This is a genomic window from Streptomyces jumonjinensis (assembly GCF_009600885.1).
GTDB classification, from domain to species: domain Bacteria; phylum Actinomycetota; class Actinomycetes; order Streptomycetales; family Streptomycetaceae; genus Streptomyces; species Streptomyces jumonjinensis.
In genome coordinates this window covers 1-21,654 of record NZ_VCLA01000011.1, presented here as the reverse complement: position 1 = coordinate 21,654, position 21,654 = coordinate 1, and the positions used below count along the sequence as shown (strand labels likewise).

General features: G+C 71.0%; 17 protein-coding genes and 1 pseudogene. 12 read left to right on the top strand and 6 right to left on the bottom strand.

The features are described 5' to 3' along the window. Window positions 1–11: 11 nt before the first annotated feature. Entirely contained in the window at window positions 12–491 is a 480-nt protein-coding gene (locus FF041_RS01740; RefSeq protein ID WP_323390953.1) for a hypothetical protein, read from the top strand. A 143-nt stretch (window positions 492–634) separates the two neighbouring features. Here the strand turns inward: FF041_RS01740 and FF041_RS01735 are convergent, their stop codons facing one another. Beyond that, window positions 635–1,567: a DUF4231 domain-containing protein gene (locus tag FF041_RS01735; RefSeq protein WP_153520701.1), complete on the bottom strand. Its 933-nt coding sequence runs from the start codon at window positions 1,565–1,567 to the stop codon at window positions 635–637. Between the two features lie 201 nt (window positions 1,568–1,768). Between FF041_RS01735 and fxsA the strand changes: the two genes are divergently transcribed. The 5 genes from fxsA (at window position 1,769) to fxsT (ending at window position 10,554) form a co-directional block, all read left to right on the top strand. Then, window positions 1,769–1,933 (top strand): FxSxx-COOH cyclophane-containing RiPP peptide, encoded by a 165-nt coding sequence (gene fxsA / locus FF041_RS01730; RefSeq protein ID WP_153520700.1) that lies wholly within the window; start codon window positions 1,769–1,771, stop codon window positions 1,931–1,933. 98 nt (window positions 1,934–2,031) lie between these two features. Further along, window positions 2,032–4,419: a radical SAM/SPASM protein FxsBH, inactivated beta-hydroxylase extension form gene (gene fxsBH, locus FF041_RS01725; RefSeq protein ID WP_153520699.1), complete on the top strand. Its 2,388-nt coding sequence runs from the start codon at window positions 2,032–2,034 to the stop codon at window positions 4,417–4,419. Next, the gene (locus FF041_RS01720; protein WP_153520698.1) at window positions 4,412–5,188 is read left to right on the top strand and encodes an aminoglycoside N(3)-acetyltransferase; all 777 of its coding nucleotides are present in this window, start codon (window positions 4,412–4,414) and stop codon (window positions 5,186–5,188) included. The genes fxsBH and FF041_RS01720 overlap by 8 nt, the downstream gene beginning before the upstream one ends. Before the next feature lie 85 nt (window positions 5,189–5,273). Next, a complete protein-coding gene (locus FF041_RS01715) occupies window positions 5,274–6,629 on the top strand; it encodes a TIR-like protein FxsC (protein ID WP_323390951.1) in 1,356 nt (451 codons plus the stop codon). Continuing rightward, a complete protein-coding gene (gene fxsT / locus FF041_RS01710; RefSeq protein WP_153520696.1) occupies window positions 6,613–10,554 on the top strand; it encodes an FxSxx-COOH system tetratricopeptide repeat protein in 3,942 nt (1,313 codons plus the stop codon). Before FF041_RS01715 ends, fxsT begins: the two co-directional genes overlap by 17 nt. 93 nt (window positions 10,555–10,647) lie before the next feature. Here fxsT and FF041_RS01705 read toward each other — a convergent pair whose 3' ends face one another. Both FF041_RS01705 and FF041_RS01700 read right to left on the bottom strand, forming a co-directional pair. Next, window positions 10,648–11,514, bottom strand: a complete 867-nt coding sequence (locus tag FF041_RS01705) for an alpha/beta fold hydrolase (RefSeq protein ID WP_323371119.1) — start codon at window positions 11,512–11,514, stop codon at window positions 10,648–10,650. 295 nt (window positions 11,515–11,809) lie between these two features. After that, window positions 11,810–12,889, bottom strand: coding sequence for an ABC transporter permease (locus tag FF041_RS01700; protein WP_153520695.1), 1,080 nt, complete (start codon window positions 12,887–12,889; stop codon window positions 11,810–11,812). 318 nt (window positions 12,890–13,207) lie between these two features. On the opposite strand from FF041_RS01700, the gene FF041_RS01695 reads away from it, so the two are divergent. Continuing rightward, window positions 13,208–14,092 carry an esterase/lipase family protein gene (locus tag FF041_RS01695; protein ID WP_153520694.1) on the top strand — a complete coding sequence of 295 codons (885 nt, stop codon included), beginning with the start codon at window positions 13,208–13,210 and terminating at the stop codon, window positions 14,090–14,092. A 67-nt stretch (window positions 14,093–14,159) separates the two neighbouring features. Here the strand turns inward: FF041_RS01695 and FF041_RS01690 are convergent, their stop codons facing one another. Next, the gene (locus FF041_RS01690) at window positions 14,160–15,158 is read right to left on the bottom strand and encodes a lytic polysaccharide monooxygenase auxiliary activity family 9 protein (protein ID WP_153520693.1); all 999 of its coding nucleotides are present in this window, start codon (window positions 15,156–15,158) and stop codon (window positions 14,160–14,162) included. A gap of 1,139 nt (window positions 15,159–16,297) precedes the next feature. Here FF041_RS01690 and FF041_RS01685 point away from each other — a divergent pair. Next, entirely contained in the window at window positions 16,298–16,726 is a 429-nt protein-coding gene (locus tag FF041_RS01685) for a pyridoxamine 5'-phosphate oxidase family protein (RefSeq protein ID WP_323390950.1), read from the top strand. Between the two features lie 239 nt (window positions 16,727–16,965). Here the strand turns inward: FF041_RS01685 and FF041_RS01680 are convergent, their stop codons facing one another. Further along, window positions 16,966–17,655, bottom strand: a complete 690-nt coding sequence (locus FF041_RS01680; RefSeq protein WP_153481320.1) for a response regulator — start codon at window positions 17,653–17,655, stop codon at window positions 16,966–16,968. 127 nt (window positions 17,656–17,782) lie between these two features. Here FF041_RS01680 and FF041_RS01675 point away from each other — a divergent pair, with 127 nt between their 5' ends. Genes FF041_RS01675 through FF041_RS01665 form a run of 3 tightly spaced genes read left to right on the top strand, consistent with a single transcriptional unit; the run spans window position 17,783 to window position 20,817 of the window. Then, complete coding sequence (locus FF041_RS01675) at window positions 17,783–18,766, top strand: Bug family tripartite tricarboxylate transporter substrate binding protein (RefSeq protein ID WP_153481317.1); 984 nt, start codon at window positions 17,783–17,785, stop codon at window positions 18,764–18,766. Next, window positions 18,763–19,317: a tripartite tricarboxylate transporter TctB family protein gene (locus FF041_RS01670; protein WP_323371167.1), complete on the top strand. Its 555-nt coding sequence runs from the start codon at window positions 18,763–18,765 to the stop codon at window positions 19,315–19,317. Before FF041_RS01675 ends, FF041_RS01670 begins: the two co-directional genes overlap by 4 nt. A 3-nt stretch (window positions 19,318–19,320) precedes the next feature. Continuing rightward, window positions 19,321–20,817 carry a tripartite tricarboxylate transporter permease gene (locus FF041_RS01665; protein ID WP_153481314.1) on the top strand — a complete coding sequence of 499 codons (1,497 nt, stop codon included), beginning with the start codon at window positions 19,321–19,323 and terminating at the stop codon, window positions 20,815–20,817. Window positions 20,818–20,951: 134 nt separating this feature from the next. Here the strand turns inward: FF041_RS01665 and FF041_RS01660 are convergent, their stop codons facing one another. After that, on the bottom strand, window positions 20,952–21,422 hold the full coding sequence (locus FF041_RS01660) for a DUF402 domain-containing protein (protein ID WP_407698093.1): 471 nt from the start codon (window positions 21,420–21,422) through the stop codon (window positions 20,952–20,954). Between the two features lie 94 nt (window positions 21,423–21,516). Here FF041_RS01660 and FF041_RS01655 point away from each other — a divergent pair. After that, window positions 21,517–21,654, top strand: a pseudogene (locus tag FF041_RS01655) (GntR family transcriptional regulator); the annotation flags it as partial.

The following is a 21,654-nucleotide window of genomic DNA, read 5'->3' as shown; positions in this document are numbered from 1 at the left end:
GTCATGGGCACGTGAAACGCATCGGCATCACCGGTCACCGGTTCATTCCCCTGGAGGCCCACGGCCATATCCGCTCCGGGCTGCGCGCGGCGCTGAGCGCGCACGGGGGAGGGCTGGAGGCGTTCTCCAGTCTCGCGGTCGGCGCGGACCAGCTCTTCGCGGACGTGGCGCTGGACTGCGGGGCCGAGCTGACGGCGGTGATCCCGAGCGACGACTACGCGGACGATTTCACCGAGCCGGGGGAGCTGGCGCGCTTCGAGGAGCTGAGGGGGCGGGCCGCCCGCGAGGTGCGGCTGGGTTTTCCGCACGCCACGGACGAGGCGTACTACGCGGCCGGTGCGTATATCGCCGACAGCTGCAACCGGCTGATCGCGGTCTGGGACGGCTGTCCGGCGCGCGGGCTCGGGGGCACGGCCGACATCGTCCGCTACGCCCGTGACCGGGGCACTCCGGTGACCGTCGTCTGGCGCGAGGGACTGCGCCGGCTCTGACCCGGCTCCGGGCGGGGCGGCGTTCCGCGCCGTGCCGCCCCGCTCCCGGGCCCCTGATCCCCGTGCGACAGCCGACCTGTCGCCACAGCAGTCCTGCGCCACAGCCGATCTGCCGCCACAGCAGTCCCCGCCCGTCCCCGCCGTCAGCTGCGGTGTCTCGCCAGCCAGTCCGTGTGCTGCGGGGAGACGATGCGCTCGGTCTCGTAGACCGCCGAAGGCCACTGGGTCTCGGTGACCGAGGTCTCCATCGCCTTGTGCATCGCCGCCAGATCCTCCTCCACCAGCGAGTGCGCGGCGATCAGCGGCTGATGGCGGCGGATCTCGCTCCAGGCCAGCGCGCCGGCCGCCGCGGCCGACAGCAGCCCCGCCACATCGAGCGACCCGGTGAGCGAGAAGGCCCGCAGCAGCGAGAAGAACAGCGCCAGCAGGGTGAGCAGACCGATCGAGGAGGACCAGAGCCGGGTCGCCCTGCGGGAGTTGTCCGCACTGCGGTGGTACCAATTGCGCTGTTCGATCAGCCGGTCCCTGATGTAGGTCTCTTTGCGGATGCTGAACGGTTCCGCGTACAGCCTTCGCATGGCCGGGGTCACCAGTTCCCGGGAGGCCAGCGCGGGCAGCGCGGGGCGTGGATCCTCCCAGCCCACTTTCCGGAGTTCGCGCAAGCCTTCCTCAAGCCGTGTGGTGAAGAGTCGGTCCGCGTCGACGGAGCGGGTATCGAAAGGTGTCGCATGCACGGAATAGCGCCAGCACATCGACTTGATGAACTCGGCTGCCGAACGATTCAGTTGCCATTGCGACTTTGCGCCGCGCTTGGATGCGCGATAGCCCAGCAGGAGCACTCCGGCGTACGACAATGCGGAGAGCGCGCCCGCCGGTTGGACGGCGCCGCCCCATTCCAGGGACGCGGGCAGAACCGCCGCCGCCGCTCCCGCGACCAGCAGCAGCAGTTGTCCGCGGGTGGCGGTGACGGACTCCCGCTGGCGGGCGATGGCGATCGTGTCCGTGTGGTGGAAGAGGTCGGGCAGATCACTGTTTCGGAACACGATGCTGCCCGATGGTTCGGCAATCCCGGTCATTTAACCCCCTGACTGCGGTTATGCCTTCACTCGTTAGGCGGAATAGTTCGTTCCGTACTCGGCTGCGAGAATGTGACGAAGTAGCGCTTCACCTGTCCACATGCCGCGTTGCCGCGAGTGGCCATGAGAGTAAAGTCGAGCCGCCGCCATCGCAATGGTGCGTGGTGAACAGCGCTGGAAACAAGATCAAGGACGGCCCCTATGACGCTTCAGACCACCGCATCCTTCGCTGTCGCGAAGAAGAATCGAGTGCCTCTCGCCCAGCTCGACGTCCGTTCCGGGGAAACCGCCGAAAAGCTCGCGCGGATCCTTCCCCGCACGGCCGGACGCACCCTGCGCGACTCGACGTTCAACTCCGCCCTCTAGGGCGTGTCTTCACAGCCCCGTCCGCCTGCGGTGTCCTAGGTCGTGTCTTCGGCGTCCGGGCCGCCCGCGGTGCCCCGGCCGGGCCCTAGACTGGCGGAATGACAGGACCACTGGTCCCCTTCCGCGAGATCGTGCTGAAGGTTCACAGCAGATGTGATCTTGCCTGTGACCACTGTTATATCTATGAACACGCTGATCACAGCTGGCGTACCCGCCCTAAAGCGATCACCGACGAAGCGATTTCCTGGACAGCTCTGCGACTGGCCGAGCACGCCAAGAGCCACGCTCTGCCCTCCGTGTCAGTGATCCTGCACGGAGGGGAGCCTCTGCTCGCCGGGCCGGCGCGGCTGCGCCGCGTCTGCGAGGAGCTGACCGCCGCCCTCGACGGCGTCGCGGAACTCGATCTCCGCGTCCACACCAACGGACTCCAGCTCAGCCCCCGCTATCTCGACCTCTTCGACGAGTTCGGCGTCAGGGTCGGGATCTCCCTCGACGGGGACCGCGCCGCCAACGACCGGCACCGCCGCTTCGCGGACGGCCGCACCAGCCACCCACTGGTCCTCAGAGCCGTGGAACTGCTCCGCGAGGAGCGCTACCGCCATCTCTATCTCGGCCTGCTCTGCACGGTCGACCTGGCCAACGACCCCGTCGCCGTCCATGACGCGCTCGTCGCACTGGCCCCCCCGCGCATCGACTTCCTGCTGCCGCACGCCACCTGGGACACCCCGCCCGCCCGGCCGGACAGCTCGCCCACCGCCTACGCCGACTGGCTGCTCGCCGTCTTCGACCGCTGGAGCGCGGGCGGCGGGACCGTTCCGGTACGGCTCTTCGAATCCGTGCTCTCCACCCTCGCGGGCGGCCCCAGCCTCACCGAGTCGCTGGGCCTCGCCCCCGCCGATCTGGTCGTGGTGGAGACCGACGGCGCCCTGGAGCAGGTCGACTCCCTCAAGAGCGCCTACGACGGGGCCGCGGCCACCGGTTTCGACGTGTTCACCCACACCCTCGACGAGGTGGCCGCCCACCCCGGCGTCCGGGCGCGGCAGCGCGGGCTCGCCGGCGTCAGCGGGACCTGCCGCCGCTGTCCGGTCGTACGCTCCTGCGGCGGCGGGCTCTACACCCACCGCTACCGGGCCCCGGACGGCTTCGACAACCCCTCCGTCTACTGCGCCGACCTCGAAGCCCTGATCCACGGCGTGGAGAAGCGCGCCGCCGGAGCGCTCGTACCGCCCGCGGTGACCGACCCGGGCGCGCTCCTCGCCGAGCAGCACGAGCTCACCAGAGCCCTCCTCGCCTCCCTCCACCGCGAACTGGACGGGCGGGGCGGCGCGGTCTGGGAGCGGGCCTGGCGGCTGGCCGTCGCCCTGGACGGCGGACCGCTCGACGGGATCCTCGCCCACCCCTACACCCGCACCTGGCTCCACCACACCCTCGCCGCCCTCGCCGAAGGACGGCCCGGGGCCGTCGCCGGGGCGCTCGCCCTGCCGTCGTATCTCGCCGCCGCGCTCGTCACCGCCGGCGAGCGCACCCCCGTCGCCGTGGGATACGCACACGGTCTGCTCCGGCTGCCCACGCTGGGCGAACTGGACGTCGGCGGGCCCGCCGAGAGCGGCGAGGCCGAGGTGCGGGCCGTGGCGGGCGGATTCGCCGTGACGGCGGCGGGCCGTGCGCCGCGCCGGGTGGCCCTGGACGGCCGGCCGGCCGAAGGCTGGCGGCCCGTACGCCTGGTGGGCGGCCGGGACGGGGCGCCCCCGCTGCGCCTGGACGACCTCGACCCCCACCGGGACTGCTTCGGCGTGCCCGTGCGGCCACGGCTCTCGGAGCGCGAGAGCGCCGAATGGGACCGGCGGTTCACCGCGGCCTGGGCCCTGCTGCGCCGCTACGCCCCGGACCAGGCGGCGGAGGCGGCGGGCGCGCTGACGACGCTGACCCCGCTGGCGCCCGAACCGCCCCGGGACCCGGCCGGGACGCCGATGCTCCCGGACCCGGCCGGGACACCACTGCCCCGGGACCCGGCCGACCCACTGGCGCTCCGGCACCCGGCCGGGACACCGGCACCCCGGGACCCGGCCGAACCGCCGCTCTCCGGCCGGCCGCCCACCCATGCGCCGGGCGTACGCGGGCACGGTTATGGAGCGCTGGGCATCGCCCTGCCGCCCGCCCCCCGGGAGTTGGCGATGCTGCTGCTGCGCGGATTCCGGCGCGCGAAGCTGAACGCGCTGCTCGAAGTCAGCGATCTCTACGCACAGGACGGCTGGTGGCGCCATCCGGCGCCCTGGCAGGAGGGGGAGGTCCCGGTGTCCGGACTGCTGGCAGGTCTCTGGGAGAGAGCCGGTCTCACCGCCTTCGACCCCGAGGGAGCCGATCGCGCCAGGCGCGCGCTGACCGCTCTCGCGAGCGCGCCGGAGCTGACGGCCGCAGGAAGACGGCTGGTGGCCGGGCTGGGGCGGGAGGACGCCGCCCGGGTCGAGGAGCGTGACCATGACTGAGCCGGGGGACCACGCGCGGCTGGTGAGGTCCCTGCGGAAGCTGGGCGTCCAGGAGGGCATGACCCTGCTGGTGCACGCCGCCCTGCGGGCCACCGGAATCCACTCGGACGCCCTGCGCGACGCCCTGATCGAGGCGCTGGGCGAGCGCGGCACCCTGGTGACGCCCGCCTTCACCGAGGCCAACTCCGACACCTCCGACGCCTATCGCGCCCTGGTGGCGACGATGACGCCCGAGCAGGCGGAGACCTTCCGGCTGAGCATGCCCGCCTTCGATCCCGCGGCCACGCCGAGCCAGGGAATGGGCCGGCTGGCCGAGTCCATTCGCGCCGCCGAAGGGGCGGTGCGCAGCGCCCATCCGCAGACCTCGTTCGCGGCGGTGGGCGGCCGGGCGGAGGAATTGCTCTCCGATCACACCCTCTCCTCCCACCTCGGTGAGAACTCCCCTCTCGGTGCTCTCTACCGGGTCGGGGCAAAGGTTTTGATGATCAATGTGGATTTCGACGTCTGCACCGCCTTTCATCTCGCCGAGTACCGGACCAATGCTCCCGTTCGGACGTATCGTTGTGTGGTTCTGCTGCCCGACGGGGGTAAGAAATGGACGGAGTACGAGGACGTCCGGCTGGACGAGAGCGATTTCGGCGCCATCGGTGCCGCGTTCACCTGGGGGATGGAGCGGAAGGGCCTGCTCGGCGGAAGGCCCGCAAGGCTGTTCTCGGTCAGAGCCGCAGTTGATCACGCGGTGGCGTGGATGACCGAGAAGAGGCGCTGACCGACCAAAGGACGTGAGGTATGGAGCATGTCGGGCTCCAGAGTGATTTACTCGCATCTCTGATCGATGCCAGGTGCGCAGGCGGGTGTTCACACAGGACGGGGGTCGTGTGTCGGATTCAGCGCAACGTACGGCGGACCATCGGCCGTACTTCTTTCTGAGTTACGCGCACACACCGAGGTACGGGGCGGGGGGCCCGGACCCGGATATGTGGGTGGAGAAGCTGTTCCGGGATCTCTGCGACCATGTGATGGCCATGACGGATCTGCCGGCCGGCGCCCCGGCGGGATTCATGGACCGGGAGATCCATTCGGGAGAGGGCTGGTCGGAGCGGCTCGGCGACGCGCTGGCCAACTGCCGTGTCTTCGTGCCGCTCTTCTCGCCGCGCTACTTCGCCAGTGAGATGTGCGGCAAGGAGTGGTACGCCTTCGCCCAGCGCGCGATCTACCACCAGGCGAAGAGCAACCGGCTCGCGGAGGCGATCGTGCCCGCGCTCTGGTTCCCGGTGCCGCTCGAACAGCTGCCGGGCCCCGCCGAGCGGCTCCAATTCAACCACCAGGCCTTCGGCGACCGTTATGTCACGGACGGGCTCTACGGTCTGATCAAACTCCGGATCTTCGGCGAGGAGTACGAGACGGCCGTCTACGAACTGGCCAAACGCATCGTCAGCGTCGCCGACAGCACCCGCATCGCCTCCGGCAGCCCGGTCGACTACCGGCACGCCCCCAGCGCCTTCGGCCGGCCCGGCGGCCCCCGCCCCATGCATCTCACCATCGCCGCCCCCACCCGCCACGACCTCCCCGAGGGCCGGGCGCCCGACTACTACGGCAAACAGTCCCAGGACTGGAACCCCTACTACCCCGACTCGGCCAGACCCCTGGCCTATACCGCCCAGGACCTGGTCCGCTCGCTCGACTACCAGGCCACCATCTCCTCCTTCGACCACGAGGCGCCCCCCGACCCGGGAGCGCCGCCCGCCCGGCCCGAGATACTCCTGGTGGACCGCTGGGCCCTCGCGGACGACGAGCGCTGCGCCCGCCTCGCCGCCTTCGACGCCGAAGCGCGCCCCTGGGTCGGTCTCGTCGTCGCCTGGAACCGAGAGGACCCCCAGAGCCGGATGTCCGAGGCCCAGCTGATCGAGCGGCTCGAACGGACCATGCCGCACCAGATGCGCCAGGGCCGCCCCGCCTGCCGGATCGCGGCCCGGGGCGTGTTCACCATGGAGTCCTTCGGACAGATCCTCCCGGAGGTCGTCGAATCGGCGGCCCAGGAGTATCTGAAGAACGCCGCGGTCTTCCCGCCCGCACCGCCCTCCGGGGCGTCCCGCCCCACCCGGTTCCGGCTCACCGGCCCCATGGCCGGCGGCGGAACCCCCCGCCCTGCCCCGAACCCGAGCCATACGGAACCCGATGCGGAGGACACGGATGACGGCCAGTCGTGACGGACGCATCGTCACCTTCTACTCGTACAAGGGCGGCACCGGCCGCACCATGGCCCTGGCCAACACGGCCTGGATTCTCGCCGCCAACGGAAAGCAGGTGCTCGCGGTCGACTGGGACCTGGAGGCCCCCGGACTGCACCGCTTCTTCCACCCCTTCCTCGATCCCTCCACGCTCGGAGCCACCACCGGGGTCATCGATCTGATCACCGAGTACGCCTGGGCCGCCATCACCCCCGACACCGCCCGCCGCGACGACTGGCATCTCGACTACGCCCGTATCCAGCCGCACGCCGTCTCCCTCTCCCCGGAGAGCCTCGGCTGGGAGTTCCCCGGCGGCGGCACCCTCGACTTCGTCTCCGCCGGACGGCAGAACCGCGAGTACTCCGCGACCGTCTCCACCTTCGACTGGGACAACTTCTACGACCGCCTCGGCGGCGGCCTCTTCTTCGACGCGCTCCGCGACGACATGAAGGCCAACTACGACTACGTCCTCATCGACAGCCGCACCGGACTGAGCGACATCGCCGACATCTGCACCGTCCATCTGCCCGACGTCCTGGTGGACTGCTTCACCCTCAGCGACCAGTCCATCGACGGCGCGGCCTCCGTCGCCCGGCAGATCGACGAGCGCTACGGCGGGCGGGGCATCAGGATCTACCCGGTGCCCATGCGGATCGACGAGGGGGAGAAGGAGAAGGCCGACGCCGGACGGGCGCTGGCCCGGGTGAAGTTCGACCGCTTCCCCACCGGGCTCACCGGCGAGGAGCTGACCGCCTACTGGGGCGCGGTCGAGATCCCCTACCGGCCCTACTACGCCTACGAGGAGACCCTCGCCACCTTCGGCGACGAGACCGGGCTGACCAACTCGCTGCTCTCCGCCTTCGAACGGCTCACATCCGTCATCACCGAGCAGCAGATCACCGCCATGCCCGCGGTGGCCGACGAGACCCGCCTCCGGATCAAGGACGCCTTCACCCGGCGCCGGCCCTCCCTCCCCGCCGACCTCTTCCTCAGCTATGTCGCCGAGAACCGGATGTGGGCCGACTGGATCGAATCCCTCCTCACCCAGGCCGGCTTCCGGGTCGTCCCGCGCGACGCCTCCATGGAGCGCGAACCCGGCGACGACGACCTCGCCACCGGCCACGCCGCACGCACCGTGGTGCTGCTCTCCAGCGCGTATCTCAAATCGCCCCGGGCGGTGAGCCTGTGGCAGCGGGCCTCGGCCGAGGACGCCCAGGGGGCCCGGAACCATCTGCTGCCGATCCGGGTCGGCGACGTCCGGCTCACCACCCCCTATATCGACCGCAACCCGGTCGATCTCTTCCGCCTGGACGAGGTCCAGGCCACCAGCGCCCTGCTGCGCGCGCTGGAACGCCCCGTACAGCCGCCGGACGGACAGTCCCCGGGGCCCCGCTTCCCCGGCACCGTCCCCAAGATCTGGAACGCGCCGCCCCGCAACCCCGGCTTCACCGGCCGCTCCATCGCCCTGGAGCAGATGCGCGACCGGCTCGGCGGCGGCATGTCGGTGGCCGCCGTGCTGCCACAGCCGCAGACCCTGTACGGACTCGGCGGCGTCGGCAAGACCCAGGTCGCCATCGAGTACGTACACCGCTTCATGGCCGACTACGACCTGGTCTGGTGGATCTCGGCGGAACAGCCCGACGACGTCATCGCGGGCCTCGCCGAACTGGCCGCCCGGCTCGGGGCCCAGGGCGGCGAGGACATGGGCGCCGCCTCCAAGGAGGCCATCGATCTGCTGCGGCGCGGCATCCCCCACTCCCGCTGGCTGCTGGTCTTCGACAACGCCGACGACCCCGAGCAGCTCAAGCGGTTCTTCCCGCCCCAGGGCCCCGGGCACATCCTGGTGACCTCCAGGAACCAGACCTGGTCCCAGTACGGGGACGCGCTGGCCATCGACGTGTTCACCCGCGAGGAGTCCATCGAGCACCTCCAGCGCCGCGCCCGCGGACTGACCGTCACCGACGCCGACCAGGTCGCCACCGCGGTCGGCGATCTCCCCCTCGCCGTCGAGCAGGCCGCCGCCTGGATCGCCGAGACCGCGACCCCGGTCGCGGACTATCTGGAACGGCTCAGGGAACAGGCCACCAGCGTCCTCGCGCTCAACCAGCCCGCGGGCTACCCCGAGCCGGTCGCCGCGACCTGGAACGTCTCCATCGAGAAGCTCAAGGAGCGCTCGCCCGCCGCGGTGCGCCTCCTCCAGCTCTGCGCCTTCTTCGCGCCCGAGCCGATCTCGGCGAACCTCCTCTACAGCAAGGAGATGATCGACGCGCTCAAGCCGTACGACGCCTCGCTCCAGGAGAAGCTGGTGCTCGGCCGGGTCATCCGGGAGATCGGCCGGTTCGCGCTGGCCAAGGTCGACCAGGTCAACAACAGCATCCAGGTGCACCGGCTGGTGCAGGCCGTCATCCGGGCCCAGCTCAGCGAGCAGGAGCAGCGCGATGCCCGGCACGCCGTGCACCGGGTTCTCGCGGGCGCCCGGCCCGATGACGACGAGCCGATCGACAACCCCGCCACCTGGGCGCAGTTCTCCACCATCTGGCCGCATCTGGCCACATCGGAGGCGCGTCGCTGCAAGGAGCCGGAGACCCGCAGGCTCCTCATCGACCGGGTGCGCTATCTCTGGAAGCGCGGCGACTGGGTCACCGCGCGGACCCTCGCCGACGAGGTGCGCGAGACCTGGCGCACCATGCTGGGCACCGATGACCTCCAGTACCTCTACCTCTGCTTCCACATCTCCAACCTCTACCGCTCCCAGGGCCGTTACCAAGAGGCCAAGACGCTGGACGAGGAGACCCTGGAGCGCCAGCGGCTGGTGCTCGGCGCCACCCATCCGCATACGTATATGACCACCAGCGGTCTCGCCATGGACCTGGGCACCCTCGGCCAGTACGGCAGGGCGATGGAGCTGGCGCGGGAGGCGCACGAGGGATTCAGCCAGATCTTCCACGAGTCGCATCCGCGCACGCTGGCCGCCGCCAACAACCTGGCGCTCAATCTGCGGATGGTCGGCCAGTACTCCCGGGCCCGCGAGATCGACCAGGACGTCTTCGACCGGCGTACCGAGGTGCACGGCCCGGACCATCCGTACACCCTCTCCTCCGCCGCGTCGCTCGCCCGCGATCTGCGCGAAGTGGGGCGGTACGAGGATTCGGTGACCCTGCTCAGCCGGACGTACGAGCTCTACAAGGAGCGGCTGGGGCGGACCTTCCCGGGCACCCTGGCCGCGGGCAAGAGCCTGGCGGTCTCGCTGCGCAGGGCGGGTCGGCTGGAGGAGGCGCGGCGGCTGACCACGGCCACCCGCAACCGCTACCGGGCCCGCTACAACTCGGCCAACCCGGACTCGCTCGCCTGCGATCTCAATCTGGCGGCGGACCTGTTCGCGTCCGGGGAGCCGGTCGCGGCGCGCGATCTGGCACAGGAGGTCGTCGACCAGTACATGCTGGTGCCGGGGGAGCGGCATCCCTACACGCTCGCCGCGATCAACAATCTGGGCATCTTCCAGTGGGCGTGCGGTGACCCGGAGTCGGCCGAGCAACTGCTGCTGAAGGTGAGCTCCAGGATGCGCGACGTCCTCGGGGACAGCCATCCGCACTACCTCTACAGCACCATCAACCTCGCCAACGCGACGGCGGACCTGGGCGGTCTGGAGGAGGCCCTGGAGATCGAGGAGCGCGCGGTGGCCCGGCTGCGCGAGGTGCTGGGGGCGCACCACCCCGAGGTGCTGGGCGTCGCGTCCAATCTGTCGGTGACGCTCGGGATGCTGGGGCGCAAGAACGAGGCGGCGCAGCTCCGTACGGAGACGGTGGACGAGCTGGGCAGGCAGCTCGGCGACGATCACGCGCTGACGAGGATCTCCCGGGACGAGCGCCGGGTGCACCGGGATCTGGAGCCGCTCGCGGTCTGACGGCGGGGCGTCCCGGGGCGTCCTGAGGTCCGCGTCCCGGGACCTCAGGAGGTCCCGGGACGCGGACACCGGGCTGTTCGTCCCTGTTCGTCGCTATTCGTCCAGGAGCCAGGTCAGAATGCGCGGCAGCGCGTGCAGCGCGTCGAAATGGGCCGCCGTCGGCTCCAGGACCGCCGTCGCGCCGGGGATCCGCTGCGCGAGCCACCGCGAGTGCCCCACCGGTGAGAAGACGTCCTTCTCGCCGTGCCAGAGCATCACCGGCCCCTTGATGTCCGCGGGGTCGAACCCCCAGGGGCTGCAGAAGGCGAGCGCGTCGTCGATCCAGCCGTACGCCGATGTCCGCAGCGCCTCCTGATAATTACGCAGCAGCATCAAGCGCACGCCTGCGTCCTGCACCACCATCAGATCGGAGTCGGTTAGCTCTCTGCGCAGATCGTTAAGGAGCTTGATCGGATCCTTCCGGATCTCGGCCGACCGCAGAATGAACCGCTCGGTGAGCACGGCCGGATTGTCCGAGGCGAAGGTGAACTCCATGACATTGGAGGCCGCCATGCCCTCGAACCAGTCGAGACCGTCCGCGTCCCTCGGCGCGAGCGTGACCAGCGCGGCGGTGCGGGTGACCCGCTCCGGCATCAGCGCCGCGCAGGCCAGCGCGTGCGGTGCGCCGCCCGAGCGGCCCACCACCGCGAATCGTTCGAGCTCCAGCTCATCCGCGATCGCCCGGACATCCTGCGCCACATCGGCGACGGTCCGCCCGGCCAGCCGGTCCGAGCCGCCGTAGCCGGGGCGGTCGTACGCGATCAGCTGGGTGTGCCGCTGGTAGAGCACCATGCCGCGCGGAGCCGGGCCCAGTCTGCTGCCGGGGGTGCCGTGCAGCAGAAAGACCGGTCTGCCCCGGGGGTCCCCCAGCCGCTCCACCATCAGATGCCGCCCGTCCGCCGCGTGCACCCGACGTCGCACACCCGCCCCCTTCGCCGTATGCGCCCCGTGGAAGCTTCCATGAGATCGATGGGATCCCATGAGCCTGAGGCATTCCCCACCCCCATGAGGTCTACCCATCGGCGGCTCCGAACGGGCCTGCGTTTGCCGTCATCGGTGGATTACCGCCGAACCGGCGTACATATGCGGTGAACGAGCCGTGAACGGCCGCCGAATGCCGGACGCCCGGTCCGGAACCGGCCCTCTGCGCCGCTGCGGACCGCTGGGACCGGGGCCGGCGGGCTGCGGTTCAAGGGTCAAGGGTCAAGGGCCCGTGTCAGCGCCCGGCGGTCCCGGTGGTCCCGGTGGTGCGCCGCAGCGCGCAGACCACGGTGATCAGCGAGCCCGCCGCCGCCCACGCCGCCAGGACCAGCATCGGACCGCCCGCGCCATTGCCCCGGAAGTACGAGATCGAACGGGCCGCGAAGGTGCCCGCCCCCGGCGGCAGCGCGGGTCCGATCGCCCGCCAGAACGGGGGCAGCAGCGGATACGGATACGCCCCGCCCGCGCTCGGATTGCCGAGGACCACCACCAGCAGGATCGCGAGACCGATGCCGACGATCCCCGCCAGGCCCTGGCAGGCGAGGGTGAGCGCGCCGACCGTGAAGACCACCAGCGCCCCCAGCCCCCAGAGCGCGGGCACGCCGCCGGGCAGCGCGTCCAGCACCGGGCCCGCGATCACCGCGCCGAGCAGCCCGGCGGCGATGGAGTACAGCAGCAGCGCACCCAGCCGGATCAGGGCCCGATGGCCGTTGGCGGGCCGCGCTCCGGCGCTGATCGCGAGGATCGCCGCACAGAGATAGCCGCCCACGCACCAGCCCACCACCAGATAGAAGGAGGAGAGCCCGCGCGCGTCGCCGGGTGAGCCGGGGACCACGTCCACCACGTCCAGGGAGCGCCCCTGGGCCCGCTCCGCCGCCGCGACGACCTCGGTGAGCGCCTGGGAGAGCGAGGCGCCGGACGCGCTGGCGACCAGCAGCCGGTCCGTCGTCCCCCGGGGAGCGACCACCAGCGCGCCGTCGATCTCCCGGTTCTCGATCCGCTCGCGGGCGACGGCCTCGTCAGCCGTGGCGCGCGGGTCGAGCGGATCGCCCGGCAGCGCGGCGAGCCGGGTCACCGTCTCCTCGGTGAGCGGGGCCGACGGGGTGACGACGGCCAGTGGGATCTCATGCGGCTCGGGCTTGTGGAAGGCCCCGATGTACGAGGTGATGAAGGCGATCTGAAGCGCCAGCACCCCGAAGAGCAGCAGCGCGGCCCGCAGACTCACCGCGTCCCGCACCTCGGCGGCGAAGCCCTGGGGACCGCCGCCGCCCGCCGGGGGAGGGGCCTCGGGGGAACCGTCCGTTGTCCGCGTCATGGCCCCACGCTCCGTGCCGAACGGTGTTCACGCAGGCGGTACGCGGCCGAATGGCTGAGGCGGCGGGCGTGCGCAGGCGTACGCGGACGTGCGCTCGGCGTGGACAGATGTGCGCTCGGCGCAGGCGGGTGTGCGCGCCCGGGTGCCGGGCTTCGGGAGCGGGGGGCGTGCGCCGTGCCCCGCGTTCCCGGAAGCCGGTTATTTTACCGACGCGTAACTTCCCAGCCGGTGGCGGCTCATGGCTCACTTGGCGTGAGCACCACAAGTATTCGACATCGGGCGAGCACCTCTCGCCCTGAGCCGCGAGGAGACCGCTCCATGACGCCCTGGAAGAGTGCGCCGCCGCGCTGGAAGCGAGCGCTCGGGCCGCTGATCGCGCTACTGCTGGCGATCGCCTTCTCGGTCACCCCGGCCGCCGCCGTCGCGGCCCCGGCGGCAGCGGCCGGCAGCGGCTGGAACGACTACTCCTGCAAGCCCTCCGCCGCCCATCCGCGCCCGGTGATCCTGGTTCACGGCACCCTCGGGAACTCGATCGACAACTGGCTCGTCCTCGCGCCCTATCTGGTCCGGCGCGGCTACTGCGTCTTCTCGCTCGACTACGGGCAGCTGCCCGGCGTGCCCGTCTTCCACGGGCTCGGCCCCGTCGCGAAGTCCGCCGAACAGCTCGACGTCTATGTCGACAAGGTGCTCGCCGCGACCGGCGCGGCCGAGGCGGATCTCGTCGGCCACTCGCAGGGCGGCATGATGCCGCGCCACTACCTCAAGTTCCTCGGCGGCGCGCGGAAGGTGAACGCCCTGATCGGGATCGCGCCCAGCAATCACGGCACCACGCTGTCGGGCTTCACCGGGCTGCTGCCGTACTTCCCCGGGGCCGAGGATCTGATCAGCTCGCACACCCCGGCCCTCACCGACCAGGTCGTCGGATCCCCGTTCATGACCCGGCTGAACGCGGGCGGGGACACGGTCCCCGGAGTCCGCTACACGGTGATCGCCACCCGCTACGACCAGGTCGTCACCCCGTACCGCAGCCAGTTCCTGGCAGGACCGGGGGTACGGAACGTCACGGTCCAGGACCTCTGCCCGCTCGATCTCTCCGCGCATGTCACGGTCGGCACGACCGACCGGATCGCCTATCACGAGGTGGCGAACGCCCTCGACCCGGCGAACGCGAAGCCGACGACCTGCGCGTCCGTCATCGACTGACGGACGCGCAGGTCTGGTCATCGGCTCAGCGGGGCCGGTGCGGCGGGGTCTCAGCGGGGCCCGTGCGTCAGCGGGCGCTCCGACCGCCGGCCGTCGCCCGGCGGCGGGCGGTGCCGAACATGGCCGCCGCACCGAGGGCGAGCGCCGCCGCGCCGCCGATCGCGATGTACGAGGTGGTGCTGTCGCCGCCGGTCGCGGCGAGCTTCTCGCCCGCGATCTCCTGGGGGGCGGCGGCGTTCTGCGCCTCGGGGGCGCTGCCGCCGTCCGAGTCGGCGGAGGTCTGCTGGGCGATGTGCTCGGCGTTCGCCTTCTGCTCGGTGGGCGAGTCGCCGCCGTGGCCGCCGTGGTCGACGGTGGAGCTCCCGGCGCCCTGCTTGATCTCCTGATCGGAGGGGGCCTCGGCGACCGGAGCGGAGCCCGTGCCGCCGCCGGCCCCGCCGAAGACCACATCGGAGCAGGTGTAGAAGGCCTCGGGGGAGTCCGAGCGCTGGAGTATGGAGAACACCAGATGGCGGCCGGACTTGGCCGGCACCTTGCCGTCGAAGACGTAGGAGCCGTTCTCCAGCCGGGGGTCGGTCACCTTGACGAACGGCTGGGCCTCAAGGTCCGACCACTTCAGCGGCTTGGTCGCGTCGTAGCCGTCCTTGGTGATGTACAGCTCCAGCGTGCCCCGGTGGGGGGCGGTGGCCCGCCAGCGGAAGGTGTGGTTGCCCGCGGCCAGCTTGGAGGACGGCCAGTCGGCGCGGGGCGCGTCGAGACCCTTGTACTTCTCACGGCCCACGCTGCACAGCTTGCCGTCCGGGATGATCTGCTGGTGGCGGCCGGCGGCGTCGCCGATGTTGACCTCGTTCCAGTCGTACAGCGGCTGGGTGCCGCCCGCGGCGACCAGCGCCTTGCACGCGGCGGAGTCCGGGCTCTCCGGGCCCTCGGCGAAACAGGCGGAGATCCGGCTGACCGGGTCCAGCATCGAACCGTGGGCGACGGCCGGCGCGGCGGTCAGCGTGGTCAGTGCGAGCGGCACGATGCCGAGAGCGGCGACCAGGGAGACCTTACGTCGAGCGGTCATATCGGAGTTCTCCTCAATGCGGCGTACAGGTGGGGGATCCGGGGCCGGCCGAAACGGCGGCTGCGGCTCGCTGCCGCCGATGGTGTGGGTGGTCGAACCGGCCCCGGTGAGCAGCAAGTTAGCCGCTCGGAAGCCCGAAGTCCGCACCCGGACGGCGATGATCGTGATCCTTATCCTTGCTTTAAGGAGGCGCTAAGAACCGGCTGAGGACGAGAGCGGATCCACCGGGAGAAGCCGGGGCGAAGCGACCCTCACTGCCGGGAGTACGGACCCGGACCGCGCGCCGAAGGGGTGGTGCGCGGGCGTCGCCGGCGGAGGCCGTGGCAACCGGGGCGGGCGGCCGGACCGAGGGATTCGCGACCGGTTCCGGAGTGTTCGCGAAGGCGATGTCCGGTGCCTCAGTGCCTCAGTGCCTCAGTGCCTCAGTGCCTCGGCGGTACGGCGGTACGGTCCGGGGCCGCCGGGGGCGGTGCGCCCTGCCCCGCCCCGCCCCGATCGCCGCGAGCCGCAGGGCGGCGCGGGTGAAGCGGACCTGAGCGTCCGGGACTTCGCGGAGCCGCCCGCACCGCACCGCGTCGCCGGGCGCGGCTCCCCGGACCTCCCCTGATCCCCGGACTCCTCCCCGGATCCCCGTACTTCAGGCCCTCCGGAACGGTCGCGCCCGCGTCAGCGGCGACAGGGGAGCCCCTCACCCGTGCGGATGAATCCGTCCGGCCCGGCTCTTGACGGGGCGTCACTCCCCGGTGCCGGTAAGGGAACCCGGCGCGGACGCCGACGGCCGGCCGATCCGGCACGGGAGAGCGGAGAGCTCGCGGGGGCCGAGGGCGGCCCCGCCGGGTGTCAGCGCCGGGCCGTCCCTCACGAGAGGGGCCGCACGCTCCGGCCCGGCCCCCGGGAGCCCGGCCGCCGCCGGCGCCGCACGCCGTCCGCACCCCCGGCCGGACATCGGCCCACCGCGTGGACGCTCTCGTTCCACGCGGTATGACAGCGGTCAACCAAACGGCTGATGCATGGTCAATCAGGACTCGACGCCCGTCCGGGACCTGTAGCTTTGTCCTATCGTGCCGACCACTTTCCGGCCGACGATCAGACCCGGCCGCGGACCGGCACAACCGGCGGACCGAGCGAAGGAGTCATCCGTGACCCTGACCCGTGAAGAGCGCCAGCAATTTCTGGCCGAACCCCATATCGCGGCCCTGGCGGTGGAGACGGGAGACGAGGGACGGGCGCCCCTCGCCGTGCCGGTCTGGTACCAGTACGCACCCGGGAGGGACGTCTGGATCATGACCGGGCTGGGCTCCCGCAAGGAGCGGCTGATCGCCCGCGCGGGCCGTTTCTCCCTGCTGGTGGACCGGGTGGAGCCCAGTGTGCGGTACGTGTCCGTCGAAGGGCCCGTCGTCAGCGCCGCCCCCGCGACCCGGCAGCAGCTGGTGGAGATCACCGCGCGCTATCTCCCGGCCCGCAAGGTCGCCTCCTACGTCGAGTTCGCGGAGAAGGAGCTGGGCGAGCAGGTCGTCATCCATATGCGACCCCAGCGCTGGAACAGCGCGGAGCTCGGACCGATCTGACCCTGCTCGTCGCCCCGCCGTAGGCGTATGCGATCGCGAATACCGCCGCCGGACGCACCCCGCAGGACCGGTCGGCCCCGGCTGGCCGCGCCGCCTCCCTGCCGTGCCCCCCGGGCCGTACCGCCCCTACCGCGCCCCCGGGCCGTATCGCCCCTACCGCGACCCCCGGCCGTACCGCCCCCTCACCATGACCCCCGGCTACGCCCCTGTGGCCGCGCCGCCCTCACCGTGACCCCCGGCTATGCCCCGCCCACCAGGCGGTACCGCCGCTCCGGGCGGCCCGTGCCCCCGTACCGCAGGGTCACCTCCACCCGGCCCGTCTCCACGAAGTACTCCAGATACCGCCGCGCGCTCACCCGCGACAGCGACCCCGCCTCCGCGCACTCCGTCGCCGACAGATCCGTCCGGTGCTCCCGCAGAATCCGCTCCACCAGCTCCGCGGTATGCGCCGCCAGCCCCTTCGGCAGCTCGCGCGACCCCGGCGGCCGGGTGCCGAAGATCTGATCCACATCCTCCTGCCGTGCCTCGCCCAGCCGCTCGAAACGCGACCGCAGCGCCGCCACATGCCTCAACTGCTCCTGAAGCGACGCCTGGTTGAACGGCTTGATCAGATAGTGCAGCGCCCCCGCCCGCAGCGCCGCGCGCACCACACCGGCGTCCCGCGCCGCCGTGATGAAGAGCGCGTCCACGCTGGCCCGCGACTCGTCGCGCTCCTCCGCAGCCCGCAGCTCCCGCAACACAGCGATCCCGTCCATATCGGGAAGATAGATATCCAGCAAGACCAGATCAGGCCAAAGCCGCTCCGCCGCACGCAGCGCCTCGGCACCGCTGTGCGCCACCCCGACGACCCGGAACCCCTCCGTCGCGGACACATAGCGGCTGTGCAGCTTGGCGACCATGAAGTCGTCGTCCACCACCAGCACTTTCATCACGGGCACACGCTAAGCGGTGACCACAATGACCACAACGTCCGTTGATTCCGGAAGAGAGACACTTTCTTAACGCGCAGGCAACATGTGGGCCACTTCACAGTAACCCCATCGAAAGGCGGCTCACGTGCGATTGCGCACTCCCCTCGCCCTGCTCGGGGCGGCGCTGCTGGTGTTCGTGGGGCCGCCACTGCTCAACGCAGGCAAGGGCTCCGACGACGGCACGCAGATCCTCGGCTTGCGGATCATGGTCCCCAACACCCCCGGCGGCGGCTACGACATCACCGCCCGCACCGCGGCCAGAAACGCCCAGGACGCCGAGCTCACCTCCAACACCGAGGTCTTCAACCTTCCCGGAGCCGGCGGCACCGTCGGACTGACCCAGCTCGTCGAGAACCACGGCAACGGCAAGCTCGCCATGTCCATGGGCCTCGGCGTCGTCGGAGCCGTCCACACCAACAAGTCGCCCAAGACTCTCGCCGACACCACCCCGATAGCCCGGCTCACCGAAGAGCAGGACATCGTGGTCGTGTCCAAGGACTCCCCCTACAAGACCATCGACGATCTGCTGACCGCCTGGAAGAAGAACCCCGGCAAGCTCCCGGTCGGCGGCGGCTCCTCCCCGGGCGGCCCCGACCATCTCGCCCCCATGCTGATGGCCAAGGCCGCCGGGATCGCGCCCAAGTCCGTCAACTACATCCCTTTCGACGGCGGCGGCGAACTCCTTGCCTCCATCCTCGGAGAGAACGTCGCCTTCGGGGTCTCCGGTGTCGGCGAATACCTGGACCAGATCAAATCGGGCGAACTGCGGCTGCTCGCCGTCACCGGGCCCAAGAGGGTCCCCGGCCTGGACGCCCCCACCCTCCGTGAGGCGGGACTCGACACCGAGTTCACCAACTGGCGCGGCATCGTCGCCCCGCCCGGACTCTCGGACGATGAGCGCGACAAGCTCATCACCCTCTTCGAGGAGCTGCACGCCTCGAAGGAATGGCAGGAGTCGATGAAGGTCAACGGCTGGAGCGACGCCTTCCTCACCGGCGACGCATTCGGCGACTTCCTGGACGCACAGGACAAGCGCGTGGACACGGTGCTGAAGGAGCTGGGGCTGTGAACTCACAGGAGACACCCGCGACACAGTCGGCGGAGACCTCGGACCGGCCCGCCGGAACCCGCTCCTGGCTGCGCGAGCACTCCGAACTCGGCGTCAGCGTCCTGCTGTTCGCCATCGGCGTGCTCGTCCTCACCGACGCGCTCACCATGGAAGTCGACATCTCCCAGCGCGGCCCCATCGGCCCCAAGACCGTCCCCATCACGGTCGGCGTCGGACTCCTCCTGATCGCCCTGCTCCTCGCCGTCGACGTGCTGCGCGGCGGCCGGGGCGAGGCCGAGGGCGGCGAGGACATCGATCTGAGCGAGCCCAGCGACTGGCGCACCGTGCTGCTGCTCGCCGGAGTCTTCCTCGGCTTCGCCGTGCTCATCGGCCCGCTCGGCTTCCCCGTCTCCGGAGCGCTGCTCTTCTGGGGAGCCGCGTTCGCCCTCGGCAGCAGGCACTACCACCGCGATCCGCTGATCGCCGCGGTCCTCTCACTGATCACCTACTACGTCTTCGACAATCTGCTCGGCGTTCCGCTCCCCGGTGGCCCGCTGATGGGGGTGCTCTAGCAGATGGACTCTCTCAATTCCCTGATCGACGGCTTCGGCACCGCGCTGACCCCGATCAATCTGCTCTGGGCGGTGATCGGCGTACTGCTGGGCACCGCGATCGGAGTGCTGCCCGGCATCGGGCCCGCGATGGCGGTCGCCCTGCTGCTGCCGGTCACCTACGGCCTTGAGCCGACCGGCGCGTTCATCATGTTCGCCGGCATCTACTACGGCGCGATGTTCGGCGGCTCCACCACCTCGATCCTGCTGAACACCCCAGGTGAGAGCGCGGCCGTCGTCGCCGCCATCGAAGGCAACCCCATGGCCAAGTCCGGCCGTGGCGCCCAAGCGCTCGCCGCGGCGGCCGTGGGCCACTTCGCGGGCGGACTGATCGGTACGATGCTGCTGGTCGCGCTCGCCCCGACCATCGCCGACCTGGCCGTGAACATCGGTGCGCCCGACTACTTCGCCATCATGGTGCTGGCCTTCATCGCCGTCACCTCCGTCCTCGGCTCCTCCCGGATCCGCGGACTGGCCTCCCTGCTGATCGGCCTCACCATCGGGCTGATCGGCCTGGACCAGATGACCGGACAGCAGCGGCTCACCTTCGGCTCGCTCCAGCTCGCCGACGGCGTCGACGTCGTCATCGTCGCGGTCGGACTCTTCGCCATCGGCGAGGCGCTCTGGGTCGCCGCCCATCTCCGCCGCCACAGCGCGGAGCCGGTCCCCGTCGGCCGGCCCTGGCTCGACAAGGCCGATGTGAAGCGCACCTGGAAGCCCTGGCTGCGCGGACCGTTCATCGGCTTCCCGTTCGGCGCGATCCCCGCGGGCGGCGCGGAGATACCGACCTTCCTCTCCTATGTCACCGAGAAGCGGCTCTCCAAGCACAAGAAGGAGTTCGGCAAGGGCGCGATCGAGGGGGTCGCGGGCCCCGAGTCGGCGGCCTCCGCCTCCGCCGCGGGCACCCTGGTCTCCATGCTCACCCTCGGACTGCCGACCACCGCGGTCGCGGCCGTGATGCTCGCCGCCTTCCAGCAGTACGGAATCCAGCCCGGACCGCTGCTCTTCGAACGCGAGCCCGACCTGGTGTGGGGCCTGATCGCCTCGCTCTTCGTCGGCATGGTGCTGCTGCTCGTACTGAATCTGCCGCTCGCCCCGGTCTGGGCCAAGCTGCTGCGCATCCCTCGGCCCTACCTCTACGCGGGAATCCTCTTCTTCGCCGGGGTCGGCGCCTACGCGGTCGGCGGCGACGCCCTCGACCTGATCATCCTGCTGATCATCGGCCTGCTCGGATTCGGGATGCGACGGTACGGTCTGCCCGTGCTGCCCGCCGTCATCGGAGTGATCCTCGGCCCGGCCGCCGAACAGCAGCTGCGCCGCGCGCTCCAGATCAGCGACGGCAGCGTCAGCGGCCTGGTCAACACCCCGTTCTCGGTGACGGTGTACACCGTGATCGTGATCCTGCTGGCCTGGCCCCTGCTGAAGAAGCTGATCACGCGCCGCCGTAACGCATCCGCGTGATCCATGACATCCTCCCCGCGCTGCCCGCCGACGCAGCCGCGGGGAGGGTGTTCGTCACGGGGGACCCGGTGCGCGGAGTCATCGTGCTCATCCCCCCGGGCCGACGGGGAAGACCGGCCCCGGGCCCGCCGGCGTCAGTGGGCGAGCAGCCCGCCGAGGCCGGACGCACGGGCGAGCGCGTCCAGCTCGTCCAGCGCCTCCAGGGCCCGCTCCGCCGCCTCGGGATCGCGCTCCGCGAGCCCGCTCGCGGCGAATTCGTCCTCGTCGAGACGGAGCACGGACGATCCGTCCGCCGACACCCAGAGATCGAGATCCAGATCCTCGACGCGCAGCGCGCCCCCCTCCAGCCGGGCCGGGCGGGTGATGTCGCAGTACCAGCCCTTGAGCGTCCCGTCCCCGGTCCGTACCTCCTTCACCGCGTACCACCGGTCGCGCCAGTAGTGCTCGGTGAACACATCGCCCGGCTCGAACCGTACGAAGCCGAAGTCGCGGACCCCGGCCCCCGCCCAGGGGGCGCGCACCACGATGTGGACGCCGTCGTCCGCCAGCGGCGACGCCGGATAGCGGATCTTGGTCGCACCCGCTTTGACCAGCTGTATCTCCATGGAATCCCTCACGGCCCGGACGATACGGCCCACCCCGCCGTGTCGCCTCCCCATTTCCCGCCGGGGCGGGCCGCGGCCGGGGGAGAATCGGAGGGTGACTCTGAAGATCGCCATCGACGCCGCATCGGCCGCCGCCCCCTTCGAACAGCTCCGAGCGCAGATCTCCGGGGAGGCGCGCTCAGGTGCGCTGCCGGTGGGCTACCGGCTGCCGACCGTACGCGGCCTCGCGGAG